Here is a 14,333-nt window from a genome sequence, read left to right as displayed (position 1 = left end):
TATTGTATGAAAGCAGTGAAAGTATGTGAGTATAGGAAAAAGAAAAAAATTTCATGTACTGTAATGGTGAGAACGATAAATGGATGTTACAATACAGTTAATCCTAAAAAATGAATAAAAGAAAGTGCCACCTTATATGGTGGCACTTTCTTATTTTACTGCATGAGCTTTTTGCATCTTTTTAATTAAACGAATTTGTCCACGATGATTGATTTCATCTTCAAAAACGTGAAACCACTTAAAATAGTTATTTGCTGGTTTGTCATACCAAAAGTCTGTCGTTTTAAATAACCATTCATCAGGTAACGATTGAAAAGTCTCGATTGTTTTGGAACGTACTTCTTGTAATGTATTTATGTAAAATTCTATAGCGTTTCCTTTTATTTTCTCACGTCCAAGATCGCCTAATTCAATGCCAGGTAACCAGCGTTCTAATTCAGCCTCCGTTGGTTCACGGTCTTCAAAAGTATGAATCTGGTAGTAAAATTCAATAGCGGCCATATGGTACAATAACATGCCAATTGAATTTGTGTCCTTATCATATAAATAATCAAGTTCCTCAATTGTTAAACCTTCCACCCCTTGCATTGTTGTATAGCGAGCGTAATTCATCATGGAAACAAGATTTGAAAATTCAGGCTGTAACCCATCTATCTTATCAATTACAAAATTCAATTTAAATTCCCCCTCTTAAACGATGACTCCAGAGAAAGAATTCTATGTGCAACGAAAAACTCCTTTAAAAAAGGTCGTGATTTCAACAAGGAATAACAATTAGTTCTCGATTTGATTTTGTAATAACTTCATATCCATCTTTTGTAATGACGATATCATCTTCAATTCTACAACCGCCCCAGTTCGGAATGTAAATACCAGGTTCAACTGTAACAACCATACCTTCTTCTAAAGTAGCCGTACTTTCTTGAGATAAGCGAAGAGGTTCATGTATTTCTAACCCAAGACCGTGCCCAGTAGAGTGGCCAAAGTATTGACCGTATCCATGTTCTGTAATGTAATCCCTCGTTATATCATCGATACTTTTCGCAGTTTCTCCAGGCTTAATCGCTTCAGTCCCACGTTTTAACGCTTCTCGTACAACATTGTATATTTTTTTGAATTCTTCCGATGGTTCCCCTATTGCTACAGTACGTGTTATATCGGAACAATATCCGTCGTAAAGTGCACCGAAGTCTAATGTAACGATATCCCCTCGTTCGATTATTTTATTTGATGCAACTCCATGGGGAAGTGAAGAACGAACGCCTGAGGCTACAATGATTTGGAATGAAGAAGATGTAGCCCCTTTTTTTCGCATGAAAAATTCTAATTCATCTCGTACAGCATTTTCACTTATTCCTGGTTTTAGAAACGTAAGAATGTGGTGAAATGCTTCGTCCGCGATATTAGCTGCAATTTTCATTGTTTCTATTTCAGGCGTGTCTTTAATGATACGAATATTTTCGATAATTTCGCACACTTGAATCATTTCCGCCTGTACGTATTTTTGCAAGTTTTTATATTGTTGCAATGTCATGTTGTTTTCTTCAATTCCAAGTTTTTGAATGTTTAATTTCGATACTTGATGTGCAATTTCTTTTTCTAAATTTCCTTTATGCATAATAATTTCAGCATCTTTTATTTGTGATTTCGCTTGATCTACATAGCGGAAATCAGTGATAAAAACAGCTTGATCGGCAGAGATTAAGACGACGCCAGCACTACCTGTAAAGCCTGTTGCGTATTGACGGTTTTCTTTCTTTGTAATAAGTAACCCGTCGATTCCGTAATTATGTAGTTGTTTTTGGATGTTAGTTATTCTTATATTCATTTTAATTCCTCCTTTTTACATTAATAAAGCAAGAATTGTGCCAATATATTTATTTAGAATAAAAGAGAAGAGGGTAGCTGTGTGTCAAAAAAACTAGACGGATGTAAAATAAATATATATAAAATTTTTACAGTAAGTTTTTATGTGAATGAACAATAATGTAAACTTGCAAACAAAATCTTTTTAATTTAAATATTATATTTTTTGTATAAATAAATTAAAAAATTGGTATAATAAGGGATTGTTACGTTTTTTTGTAGGTAAAGAGATGTAACGAAAAAATTGGGTTAAGGAATGTGAATGTATGAAGAAATTAAGTAAAGTAATGTCATTTTGTTTGGCCGCTAGTATGCTTGTTATAACGGGGTGTGAAACAAGTGAAAACAAAGTTCAAGTGAATAAAATGATTGACCAGCTTGATGAAGCGCCAGAAGTGACAGAAAAAGAAGCAAAAAAGATTGTAAGAAAGAGTGTAGATGGAATAGCAAACGCGTTTAGTGAGATGGAAAAAGAAAATGGATGGAGCCGAAATAATCCTGGGGATTTAGAGACAGTTAAAAAAGGAGTTAAGGGATTAGTGTCAAAAAAGTTTGTAGAGAATCAGCTTCCTGAATTGCTTAATAACTTTAATAGATCGAGAGAGACTGATATGTTACCATTCCCAAATTATTTTCAATCTGAAATAAGATTTTCTTCTTCACAAGATAAAGAAAATTTAACGGTACATACATTAAGTTTAGAAGATGAAATAGGTCATGCGGCCCAAGAATGGGAATTTCATTTGGTGTATAAAGAAGGGGAATGGTTAATGGATAAATGGTCATTCGTTTTTCCTGAAGATTTAAAACTTACAAAAGAAGAAGCAAATAGAATTTTACAAATGCCAGACGATAAGAATGTGTCATTTGTAAGTGAAGAAAATAGTGGCGATAAGAAATATATATTCAAAGATAGTAACGGATTAATTACTGTAAATGCGAAAACATCTCTTATTTCATACAATGTAGATGAAAATAGGTATGAAAAAGTAACGAAAGAAAGAAATATTCAAGAAACAGAACAAGTACAGAGAAAGGATTCCAGTGCGTATACAGGCTCAAAAGACGAGAAACAATCGCAAAAAGAATCTTCTTCAAAGATAGATAGAGCAAATGTTTTAAGCGAATTAGCTGCTATAGATAAACAAGAAAAACATACGAATGCTATGTCAACCAATGATATAGTAAATGAAATAGAAGGAAATTATGAACTGTGGGATAATAAACTAAATGAAATTTACAGTACATTAAAAAGTACGATGTCAGCTGATGCGTTCCAGTCGTTAAAAACGAAACAAATTGCGTGGGTTAAAGAAAAAGAAAGTAAAGTTAAAGCAATTGGTACTGATACAAATAACGGAACGATGAGGCGTATCGAAGCCTCAGAAGAGAAATATAAGATGACAAAAGCAAGGTGTTATGAATTAGTAAATGGGTATATGAATTAGTGTGAACGAATATAAAAAAATGCGTTGCTTATAAGCAACGCATTTTTTATTTACGCTTTTAATTTCATTACAATATCAGCATCTGGTGTTACATATACGGTTTGCTGATTGTCGTACGTAACAAAACCAAGTTTTGCACCACTCGGTTTTTTGACATGGCGTATTTTGGTGAAATCAACAGGTACAGAGCTAGACTCTTTCGCTTTACTGTAATAGGCAGCAATTTTGGCAGCTTCTAGTAAAGTTTCTTCAGCAGGCTCTAAAGAACGAATGACAACGTGAGAGCCAGGTATGTCTTTCGTATGTAACCAAATTTCATCACGGCGGGCAAACTTCGTTGTTAAATAATCATTTTGTTTATTGTTTTTACCAACGAAAATCTCTGTGCCATCACTTGCTACATATTTATCTAATACTGGTTTAGTAGGCTTTTTCTTTGCGTTTTTCGTTTTGCGATTGCGCACATAACCTTCTTCAGCTAATTCCTCACGAATTTCTTCAATATCTTTTGAAGAAGCAGCTTCCATTTGTTGAAGTAAGCTATCAAAATAAAGAATTTCTTCATTTGTTTTTTCGATTTGTTCTTCTACAACAACAACTGAATTTTTTGCTTTTTGATACTTTTGGAAATAGCGTTGTGCATTTTCAGATGGTGTTTTTAAAGGATCTAATGTAATTTTTACAGTTCCACCATTCTCATCGTAATAATTAACGACCTCAATATCTTTATCGCCCTTTTTTAAAGCGTACATATTGGCTGTAAGTAGCTCTCCAAATAGTTGATATTTATCTGCTTTTCCAGCATCTTGCAGTGTTTTTTCGAGTTTAATGAGTTTTTTCTCGTTTTTGTTTTTTTCGTTTTGCATAAAGCGTTCTAAATCATGAGCTTGTTGTTTTACACGATCACGTTCTGCTTTGCCAAAGAAGAAACGATCTAACAATTCGCTCACTGATGAGAATGTTTTTTCTTCTCCTTGCAAGTGTGTAAGAGGGAAAAGATAAAAGAATTCTTTTCCATTTGCAGTAATCATTGTAGGTGTATATGCATGAGATAGTAATGGTGTTTGTATAGAGAAAAATGCTTCTGATAATGCTTTCTCGTTTGCCATACCGGCTTTCTTTACTACTTCTTTTGCAAATAATGGGGATATTCCCATGAAAGCACCGACGAGTTGTTTATCCATATTTCCAGATAGAAAGTCTAGCGGTCTAATAAAATCATCTGCGGTTTCAATTTGCAGAGGATTGATTTTATGTTGGGCTGGTGGCGCGACGTACTCAGCACCAGCATATACAGTTCGGTGACGGTTTACGGCTAATGAAACGTGTTTTAAGCTATCTAAAATCACGTTTGTTTTCGTATCTAATAAGATAATGTTACTATGTCGTCCCATTATTTCAATTACTAATGTTTTTAATGATTCGTCTCCGATTTCATTACGACTGCGAACTGTAATTTGAATAATGCGTTCTAAGTCGATTTGTTCAATTTTTTCAATAAATCCACCTTCTAAATGTTTGCGAAGAAGCATACAGAACATCGGCGGTATTGCTGGCGAATCGTAGTTTTGATTCGTTAAGTGCATACGCGCATATGTAGGATGAGATGAAAGAATTAGTTTTTGGTTCTTTCCATTCGCTCGAATATGTAATAAAATCTCGTATTTTGAAGGTTGATATATTTTGGAAATTCTTCCTGTGTAAAGAGAATTTTCAATTTCATGTGTAATTGCTCTTGTAAATAATCCATCGAATGCCATAAATGAACACTCCTTTCTAACTAAATGTTAATTATAGCATTTTTTTGGACGAGGCTGAATAAGCTTTCAATAGAGTATGTCTGGAATCAGGAGGTCGATAGCAGGATGAACTGGTATGGAATGCGAGCACATGAAGTGGAAGAAAGAACGAATACGAATGTAAAGGTTGGACTTACAGAGAAAGAAGCAGAAGGGCGAGTAAAGAAATTTGGTACTAATGAATTAGAAGAAGCAAAAAGGCCTTCTGCACTAATGGTATTTTTAGCACAGTTTAAAGATTTCATGGTACTCGTTTTGTTTGGAGCAACAATTGTTTCTGCGTTTTTAGGTGAATACATTGATTCTATTGCTATTGTTGCCATTGTTATTATCAATGGTATTCTCGGCTTTTTTCAAGAAAGAAAAGCTGAAAAATCATTGGAAGCTTTAAAGGAACTAGCCGCTCCGCAAGTTACTGTAATGCGGAATGGAAAGTGGGTAAAAGCACCATCTAAAGCACTTGTTTTAGGGGATATTATTAAGTTTTCCAGTGGTGATCGTATTGGGGCTGATGTGCGTCTTGTTGAGGCATCAAGTTTATATATTGAAGAGTCTGCTTTGACAGGGGAGTCCGTACCTGTACAAAAGAAGGTAGAAGCATTGCAAGGGCAAGATGTTGCAATTGGGGATCAAAAAAATATGGCTTTTATGGGGACAATGATTACGCGAGGATCTGGTACAGGAGTTGTTGTAGCAACTGGTATGAATACAGCGATGGGGCAAATTGCAAATATGTTGCAAAATGCAGAGCAAATGGAAACGCCACTGCAAAGAAGGTTAGAACAGCTCGGAAAAATATTAATTATTGTAGCTCTTATTTTGACAGCGCTCGTTGTATTGGCTGGTGTGTATCAAGGGAATGAAGTATATCATATGTTTTTAGCTGGCGTATCGCTAGCTGTTGCGGCTATTCCAGAAGGATTGCCAGCAATTGTTACAGTAGCTTTATCACTTGGTGTACAGCGTATGATAAAAAAGAGAGCAATTGTAAGGAAGTTACCGGCCGTAGAAACGTTAGGCTGCGCTTCTGTTATATGCTCTGATAAAACGGGAACAATGACGCAAAACAAAATGATGGTAACACATATGTGGTCAGGCGGAGAATTGTGGAAAGTGACAGGGCAAGGATATGAACCTAATGGCTCTTTTATGAAAGGTGAAAAAGAAGTGAATCCAGCTAAGACAAAATCACTTTATCAGCTACTTACATTTGGTTCACTATGTAACAATGCAAATATTATTCAAAAGAAAAAGGCGTACGTATTAGATGGAGATCCAACAGAGGGAGCGCTTGTAGCTGCAGCAATGAAAGCTGGGATAACACGTGAGGCATTGAAAGGGAAATTTGAAATTATTCGTGAATTCCCCTTTGATTCAACTCGAAAAATGATGAGTGTTATTGTACGAGATCGAGAGGGGAAAAAGTTTATTGTTACGAAAGGAGCACCGGATGTTCTTTTGCAACTGAGTCAAACAATCTTATGGGGGGATAAGCAGCAGCCGTTAAGTGAGCTATATAGAAAAGAAGTACAGGCGGCTATTCATAGCTTAGGTAGTCAAGCGCTTCGAACAATTGCAGTTGCGTTTAAACCTTTAAAAGTCACGGATTCTATTGAACATGAAAGAGACGTTGAAAAAGATTTTATGTTGGTTGGAATACAAGGTATGATTGACCCACCAAGGCCAGAAGTGGCGCAGGCGGTAAAAGAGTGTAAAGAAGCTGGTATTCGAACAGTAATGATTACAGGTGATCATAAAGTGACAGCAATGGCGATTGCTGAACAATTAGGAGTTTTACCACCAGATGGACGCGTTGTTGAAGGAGTAGAACTCGCGAATATGGATGTGGAGGAATTAGAAAATGTTGTAGAAGATACGTATGTATTCGCTCGTGTATCACCTGAGCATAAATTGAAAATTGTTAAGGCACTGCAAAATCAAGGACATATAGTAGCGATGACAGGTGATGGAGTGAACGATGCTCCAGCGATAAAAACAGCGGATATTGGGATAGCGATGGGAATTACAGGGACAGATGTTGCGAAAGAAGCCTCTTCACTTGTTTTACTAGACGATAATTTTGCTACAATTAAATCGGCAATTAAAGAAGGAAGAAATATATATGAGAACATACGTAAGTTCATTCGCTACTTATTGGCGTCAAATGTTGGAGAAATTTTAGTTATGTTATTTGCGATGTTACTTGCATTACCACTGCCGATGGTTCCTATTCAAATTTTATGGGTGAACTTAGTTACTGATGGTTTACCAGCGATGGCATTAGGTTTGGATAAGGCTGAAGGAGATGTGATGAAGAGAACACCGCGTCACCCGAAAGAAGGGGTATTCGCTAGAGGGCTTGCGTGGAAAATAATAAGTCGAGGGTTTTTAATTGGAGCAGTGACGTTAGTGGCGTTTATTATTGCGTATAACCAACATCCAAATGAACTGAAATATGCACAAACTGTAGCGTTCGCGACGTTGGTACTTGCTCAGCTTATTCATGTATTTGATTGTCGTAGTGAGCATTCTGTCTTTCACCGTAATCCATTTGGGAACGTGTATTTAGTAGGGGCGGTTATTATTTCGTTACTACTCATGCTAGTGGTTATATATTATCCACCGTTACAACCAATCTTTAGCACAATGCCGATACAAGCAAGAGATTGGTTATTAATTGGAGGTTTGTCATCAATTCCGACTTTCTTACTAGTAGGTTCTTTATTAACAGGGAAAAAGACTAAGAAGAAAAAGCCGATATTATATAAGAAGGGATTAAACTTGAAATAGTCAATGTTATGAAAATGTGATATAATTTACAGAAGGTAGTAGAGCCTTGTCTCTATTACCTTTTTCATTGAGTTATTTTATGGCTTGGATGTGATAAAAATGATTTCTAGTATGACAGGGTTTGGAAGATCGAAAGTAGAAAGTGATACTTTTCAAATTACAGTAGAAATGAAATCGGTGAACCACCGTTTTTTAGAGATGAGTATTCGACTTCCTAAGCAAATGATGGTATTTGAGGACAAAATTCGTAAAATAATTGCACAGCAAGTTCGACGTGGACGCATTGAAGTGTCTATTAGTATAGTGGGTGAAGGACTTGTTGAAAGAAAATTAAGTGTGAATTGGTCACTTCTTGAGCAGTACCAATCGATGATGGAAGATATAAAAGGGAAATTTCAATTACAAGATTCTATTACACTTCAGCAATTAATGGCAATGCCAGAAGTAACAGCAATTGAAGAAATAGAAAATGTAAATGAACATTTTGAGAACAGTTTATATGAGGCTGTTCGTCAAGCTGCTCATATGTTGAAAACGATGAGAGATGGCGAAGGAGAACGATTACATAAAGATATAGCGTATCGTTTACAAGAGATTAGCAATTGTGTAAATGCAATTATTCCACATGCACCAATTGTTACACAAAAATATCGTGAACGATTAGAAAATCGCTTAAAAGAATTACATAATCAAGATCTAGATGAACAAAGATTGCTAACAGAAGTCGCAATCTTTGCAGAGCGTTGTGATATTCATGAAGAGTTAGTTCGTTTGCAAAGTCATTTAGAGCAATTTCGTGAAACATTGCAGATTGAAGAGCCTGTTGGAAGGAAAATGGATTTCATCGTGCAAGAGATGCATAGAGAAATTAATACGATTGGTTCTAAGGCAAATGACTTAACAATTTCAAAATATGTTGTAGAAATGAAAAATAACCTTGAAAAAATTCGTGAACAAGTACAAAATATTGAGTAGCTTTCAAAAAATATATAAAGTTATACGTGGTGGAGAAATCGGATAGACTTACTAGGAGGCGCAAACTATGGCCATGCGGTTTTTAAATATTGGATACGGAAATATTGTATCTGCTCATCGAATTATTGCTATTGTAAGTCCGGAGTCAGCTCCTATTAAACGAACAGTACAGGAAGCACGCGAACATAATGCTTTGCTTGATGCTACGTATGGGAGAAAAACAAGGGCGGTTATTGTTATGGATGATGGGCATGTTGTATTAAGTCCAATTCAACCAGAGACGATTGCACATCGTTTGAATAATAAAGAAGATTTAAGTGAGGAAGGGTAGGTTTTACATATTTATGAGAAGTAGAAGAGGATTGCTCATCGTTCTTTCAGGGCCTTCTGGGGTTGGAAAAGGGACGGTTCGTAAAGAGCTGTTTAGCCATGAGGATACACGTTTTCAGTACTCTATTTCAGTAACGACACGTAAGCCGCGTGAAGGTGAAGTAGATGGTGTGGATTATTTCTTTAAAGAAAGAGAAGAATTTGAGGAAATGATTCGTAATGAAAAATTACTTGAGTGGGCTGAGTTCGTAGGTAATTATTACGGAACACCGATTGACTATGTTGAAAAAACATTACAAGAAGGAAAAGATGTATTCTTAGAAATTGAAGTGCAAGGAGCAATTCAAGTTAAGAAAGCTTTCCCAGAAGGTGTATTTATTTTCTTAGCACCTCCAAGTTTATCTGAACTAAAGAGCCGTATTGTCGGACGTGGTACAGAGACTGAAGATGTTATTGAAAATCGTTTAACTGTAGCGAAAGAAGAAATCGAGATGATGGACGCTTACGACTATGTAGTAGAAAACGATCAAGTTGAATTAGCTTGTGATAGAATTAAAGCAATTGTGGTTGGCGAACATTGCCGCCGCGAAAGGGTAGCAAAATATTATAAAGAAATGACGGAGGGTCTATAATTATGTTAAATCCATCAATTGACTCATTACTACAAAAAATCGATTCTAAGTACACATTAGTAACAGTAGCTGCAAAACGCGCGCGTGAAATGCAACTTGCTAATAACTGTGTTGTAGAAAAACCTGTTTCTCATAAATGTGTAGGTAAAGCATTAGAAGAAATCGATGCAGAAGCATTAAGCTACGTACCAAGTGAAGATAAAGTAGCTGAATAAGCCTTTGCCTTCGACAAAATAAAACATAGACTTTATAATTTTCTATGTAACGGTAACAACCTATTTACAAGTAGGTTGTTATTTTTTTACGAAAGGAATGAAATATTGGTACTGACGAGCTGAGAATTCTATTTCAGTATTATAAGTTTGAAAAAGAAAGAGGACGAGTCATATGCTAAAAGGGAAAAAGATACTTCTATGTGTAACAGGAGGCATTGCGGTTTTTAAAGCAGCTGCGTTAACGAGTAAATTGACACAATCTGGCGCGATTGTAAAAGTAATGATGAGTGAGTCGGCAATGAAGTTTGTTACGCCTCTTACATTCCAAGCGCTTTCTCGCCATGATGTATATACGGATACATTTGATGAGAAAGACTCAGCTGTTATTGCTCATATTGATTTAGCAGATTGGGCGGATGTTGTACTTGTCGCACCTGCTACTGCCAATTGTATTGGAAAGTTAGCTGGTGGTATTGCAGATGATATGATTACAACTACTTTGTTAGCTACTACAGCTCCGGTATGGATTGCGCCTGCTATGAATGTGCATATGTATGAAAATAAAATAGTTCAAAAAAATATGATGACATTGAAAACGCTAGGATATACATTTATTGAGCCTGGGGAAGGCTTTTTAGCATGTGGATATGTGGCGAAGGGACGACTAGAAGAACCTGAAGCAATTATTGCACGGTTAGAGGAAGCTTTCTCAGAACACAAACCATTGCAGGGAAAAAGAATATTAATAACTGCTGGCCCAACACGTGAAAAGGTTGATCCAGTTCGTTTTATGACAAATTTTTCTTCTGGAAAAATGGGGTATGCGATTGCGGAAGTGGCAGCGAATTTAGGCGCTGATGTTATACTCGTTTCAGGACCGACAGCATTAAATCCACCGTTACATGTAACGACAGTGCAAGTGGAATCTGCACAAGATATGTTAGAAGCGGTTCTTCAACATTATCAAAACGTAGACGTTGTCATTAAAACAGCAGCAGTTGCAGATTATCGTCCGAAATATGTTCATGAGAATAAAATGAAAAAGCAAAATGGTGATGCTGTCATTGAACTTGAAAGAACGGTGGATATTTTAAAAACGTTAGGTCAGAAAAAGGATAAACAGTTACTTATCGGTTTTGCTGCTGAAACGACAAATGTAGAGGAATATGCAACGAAAAAACTACGTGAGAAAAATGCAGATATGATTGTCGCGAATGATGTAAAAGCGCAAGGAGCTGGATTTGGCACGGATACGAATATTGTAACAATGTATAGAAAAGATGGAAAAGTTATTGAGTTGCCAATTTTAATGAAAAAAGAGGTAGCTCGTGAAATATTGAAGCAAATTGAAATGATGTTAGAAGATGATCGTTTATGAAATTTGCAAGTGTAATTGTTGATGTACCTGCCCGTCAGACAGATCGACCATTTGATTACATTATCCCTAAAAAATGGGAAGATATTGTACAGACAGGAATGCGTGTAGTAGTTCCGTTTGGCCCAAGAAAATTGCAAGGTTTTATTATTGGGATTAAAGATTCGGTGGATGTAGAAAGTAAGAAGTTAAAGACAATCCATGAAATATTAGATGTAACACCGGTTTTAAATGATGAATTATTAAAGCTTGGATATTGGCTTACAAGTGAAACGTTATGCTACATGATTTCAGCTTTTCAAGTGATGCTTCCAACTGCGATAAAAGCAACGTATAAAAAACGTCTACAACTTTGTAAACAGGAAGAAATAGCACCTGAAATACTATATTTATTTCAGGATAAAGAAGCAATTGATTTTGAAGTAATCGAGCAACAGCCACATTTATACCGAACTATTCAACAAGAAATTAAAAATGGTACGGTTGAAGTCGTTTATCAAGTGAAAGATAAAGTACAAAAGAAGAAGCAAAGAGTGGTTCAGCCGGAGTTGCCAGAAGATAAATTGGAATTAGCGGCATTTGAACTGAAAAGTAAAAAACAACAAGATGTACTTTATTATTTTGTGGAAAATTATAAAAGTGCACCGTTGAAAGTAATTACAGAAGAGTTACAAATAACAGATGCTCCAATAAAAGCACTTGTTAAAAAGGGATTCATTTCAGAAAAGTATGTGGAAGTATACCGAAATCCGTATGACGATGATGATTTTGAACAAACAAAACCATTTCCACTTACGGAGGAACAAAAACAAGTTATTACACCGATTTTATCATCAATTACAAATGAAACTTATAATCCATTTTTACTATATGGTGTTACAGGAAGTGGAAAGACAGAAGTATATTTACAATCTATAGCAGCAGTGCTCAAGAAAGGAAAAGAAGCTATCGTTCTTGTTCCTGAAATTGCACTAACGCCCCAAATGGTGGATCGTTTTAAAGGTAGGTTTGGCTCACAAGTTGCAGTTCTTCATAGTGCGTTGTCTGTTGGAGAAAAGTATGACGAGTGGCGTAAGATTTTAAGAAAAGAAGTGAAAGTTGTAGTTGGTGCGCGTTCAGCTGTTTTTGCGCCTTTTGAGAATTTAGGGATTATTATTATTGATGAAGAGCATGAATCAAGTTACAAACAAGAAGATAATCCGAGGTATCATGCAAGAGATGTAGCTGTCTGGAGAGGACAATATCATAAATGTCCTATCGTTCTTGGTAGTGCGACACCAACACTTGAATCGTTTGCAAGGGCGAAAAAAGGTGTTTATGAACTATTAACAATGGAAAAACGTATGAATGAACAAGCTTTACCAACGGTAGAGATTGTTGACATGCGAGAAGAACTTCGTGACGGGAATCGATCAATGTTTTCTAAGGCGCTGCATGAAAAAATAGCAGATCGATTAGAAAAGAAAGAACAAATGGTACTCTTTTTAAATAGAAGAGGTCATTCTACATTTGTTATGTGCCGTGATTGTGGGTATGTTGTTCAATGTCCGCATTGTGATATTTCATTGACATATCATAAAATGAATCATCGTTTAAAATGTCATTATTGTAGTTACGAAGAGAATATGCCAACTGAGTGTCCAGCTTGTCAAAGTACATACATTCGTTTCTTTGGTACAGGTACACAAAAGGTAGAAGAAGAAATTACAAAACTATTTCCAGAGGCACGAGTCATTCGAATGGATGTAGATACGACAAGTCGAAAAGGAATGCATGAAAAATTATTAAAGGCGTTCGGGGAAGAAAAAGCAGATATATTACTCGGAACACAAATGATTGCTAAAGGATTAGATTTTCCGAAAGTAACGCTCGTTGGGGTGTTAACTGCAGATACGATGCTTCACTTACCTGATTTTCGGGCGAGTGAAAAGACATATCAGCTATTGACGCAAGTAAGTGGACGAGCGGGTAGACATGAATTGCCAGGGGAAGTTGTGATTCAAACGTATACGCCAGAACATTACAGTATAGAGTTAGCGAAGAACCAACAATATGATGTGTTTTTTGACCAAGAAATGCAAATGAGACGAACAAGACAATATCCCCCATATTACTATGTTGTACTCGTAACTGTATCTCATCCTGAATTATTAAAAGCGGTACAAGTGACGGAAAAAATTGCCTCGTATTTACGAACGCATTGCTCACAGCAAACAATGGTGCTAGGACCAGTTGCTTCAGCGATTCCAAGGATAAAAGATAGATATCGTTATCAATGCATGATAAAATACAAACGGGAACCAAACTTAAAGAACGTGCTCAAAATGGTAAATGAACATTATCAAGCAGAAATGCAAAAAGAGCTACAAATCTCAATTGATTTTAATCCAACAATGTTAATGTAGCGGAGGGAAATATGGCAGTTTTAGAAATAATAAAGCATCCAAATGAAGTGTTAGAAACACCATGCGAAAGAGTAATTAACTTTGATAAAAAGTTAGTGAAATTGTTGAAAGATATGCATGAAACAATGTTAATTGCGGACGGAGTCGGTTTAGCTGCGCCTCAAGTAGGTGTAAGCTTGCAAGTAGCGGTTGTTGATGTCGATGATGATACTGGGAAAATCGAGTTAATCAATCCATCAATATTAGAAAAACGTGGTGAACAAGTAGGTCCCGAAGGCTGTTTAAGCTTCCCGGGACTTTATGGTGAAGTAGAACGTGCCGATTATATTAAAGTAAGAGCGCAAAATCGCCGTGGGAAAGTATTCTTATTAGAAGCGGAAGGATTTTTAGCGCGTGCAATTCAACATGAAATTGATCATTTACACGGTGTTTTATTTACATCGAAAGTGACAAGATATTATGAAGAAAACGAACTAGAATAGGTGTTAAAAGGAGCGG

Annotated in this window: 12 protein-coding genes and 1 pseudogene; 10 read left to right on the top strand and 3 right to left on the bottom strand. The window is 36.1% G+C overall.

Annotated features, from left to right (window positions below):
• Window positions 1-6: 6 nt before the first annotated feature.
• A pseudogene (locus tag DN407_RS32785) lies at window positions 7-108 on the top strand (YoqO family protein); the annotation flags it as partial.
• Window positions 109-150: 42 nt separating this feature from the next.
• Here the strand turns inward: DN407_RS32785 and DN407_RS19135 are convergent.
• A complete protein-coding gene (locus DN407_RS19135) occupies window positions 151-675 on the bottom strand; it encodes a DinB family protein (protein ID WP_001012043.1) in 525 nt (174 codons plus the stop codon).
• Window positions 676-757: 82 nt separating this feature from the next.
• The gene (locus DN407_RS19130; RefSeq protein ID WP_001026209.1) at window positions 758-1,828 is read right to left on the bottom strand and encodes a M24 family metallopeptidase; all 1,071 of its coding nucleotides are present in this window, start codon (window positions 1,826-1,828) and stop codon (window positions 758-760) included.
• 304 nt (window positions 1,829-2,132) lie between these two features.
• On the opposite strand from DN407_RS19130, the gene DN407_RS19125 reads away from it, so the two are divergent.
• On the top strand, window positions 2,133-3,314 hold the full coding sequence (locus tag DN407_RS19125; RefSeq protein WP_000736527.1) for a lysozyme inhibitor LprI family protein: 1,182 nt from the start codon (window positions 2,133-2,135) through the stop codon (window positions 3,312-3,314).
• A gap of 50 nt (window positions 3,315-3,364) precedes the next feature.
• Here the strand turns inward: DN407_RS19125 and DN407_RS19120 are convergent, their stop codons facing one another.
• Window positions 3,365-5,074, bottom strand: coding sequence for an Rqc2 family fibronectin-binding protein (locus DN407_RS19120; protein ID WP_000863279.1), 1,710 nt, complete (start codon window positions 5,072-5,074; stop codon window positions 3,365-3,367).
• A gap of 105 nt (window positions 5,075-5,179) precedes the next feature.
• Between DN407_RS19120 and DN407_RS19115 the strand changes: the two genes are divergently transcribed.
• The 8 genes from DN407_RS19115 (at window position 5,180) to def (ending at window position 14,317) form a co-directional block, all read left to right on the top strand.
• Window positions 5,180-7,903 (top strand): calcium-translocating P-type ATPase, SERCA-type, encoded by a 2,724-nt coding sequence (locus DN407_RS19115; protein ID WP_001104777.1) that lies wholly within the window; start codon window positions 5,180-5,182, stop codon window positions 7,901-7,903.
• 99 nt (window positions 7,904-8,002) lie between these two features.
• Window positions 8,003-8,878 carry a YicC/YloC family endoribonuclease gene (locus DN407_RS19110; RefSeq protein ID WP_000625872.1) on the top strand — a complete coding sequence of 292 codons (876 nt, stop codon included), beginning with the start codon at window positions 8,003-8,005 and terminating at the stop codon, window positions 8,876-8,878.
• Between the two features lie 67 nt (window positions 8,879-8,945).
• A complete protein-coding gene (gene remA, locus DN407_RS19105) occupies window positions 8,946-9,209 on the top strand; it encodes an extracellular matrix/biofilm regulator RemA (RefSeq protein ID WP_001251456.1) in 264 nt (87 codons plus the stop codon).
• A gap of 13 nt (window positions 9,210-9,222) precedes the next feature.
• Window positions 9,223-9,840: a guanylate kinase gene (gmk, locus tag DN407_RS19100; RefSeq protein ID WP_001257741.1), complete on the top strand. Its 618-nt coding sequence runs from the start codon at window positions 9,223-9,225 to the stop codon at window positions 9,838-9,840.
• Between the two features lie 2 nt (window positions 9,841-9,842).
• Window positions 9,843-10,055 carry a DNA-directed RNA polymerase subunit omega gene (rpoZ, locus tag DN407_RS19095; RefSeq protein ID WP_000933960.1) on the top strand — a complete coding sequence of 71 codons (213 nt, stop codon included), beginning with the start codon at window positions 9,843-9,845 and terminating at the stop codon, window positions 10,053-10,055.
• Between the two features lie 172 nt (window positions 10,056-10,227).
• Complete coding sequence (gene coaBC / locus DN407_RS19090; protein ID WP_000911749.1) at window positions 10,228-11,433, top strand: bifunctional phosphopantothenoylcysteine decarboxylase/phosphopantothenate--cysteine ligase CoaBC; 1,206 nt, start codon at window positions 10,228-10,230, stop codon at window positions 11,431-11,433.
• Window positions 11,430-13,835, top strand: coding sequence for a primosomal protein N' (priA, locus tag DN407_RS19085; protein ID WP_000666715.1), 2,406 nt, complete (start codon window positions 11,430-11,432; stop codon window positions 13,833-13,835). Before coaBC ends, priA begins: the two co-directional genes overlap by 4 nt.
• Before the next feature lie 11 nt (window positions 13,836-13,846).
• Window positions 13,847-14,317 (top strand): peptide deformylase, encoded by a 471-nt coding sequence (gene def, locus DN407_RS19080; protein WP_000279455.1) that lies wholly within the window; start codon window positions 13,847-13,849, stop codon window positions 14,315-14,317.
• The last annotated feature ends 16 nt before the right edge of the window (window positions 14,318-14,333 follow it).

Origin of the sequence: Bacillus sp. JAS24-2, from assembly GCF_008274905.1 — a bacterium.
GTDB lineage: Bacteria > Bacillota > Bacilli > Bacillales > Bacillaceae_G > Bacillus_A > Bacillus_A cereus.
Note: the sequence above shows the minus strand (reverse complement) of the source record. Positions and strands in the feature narration are given on the sequence as shown.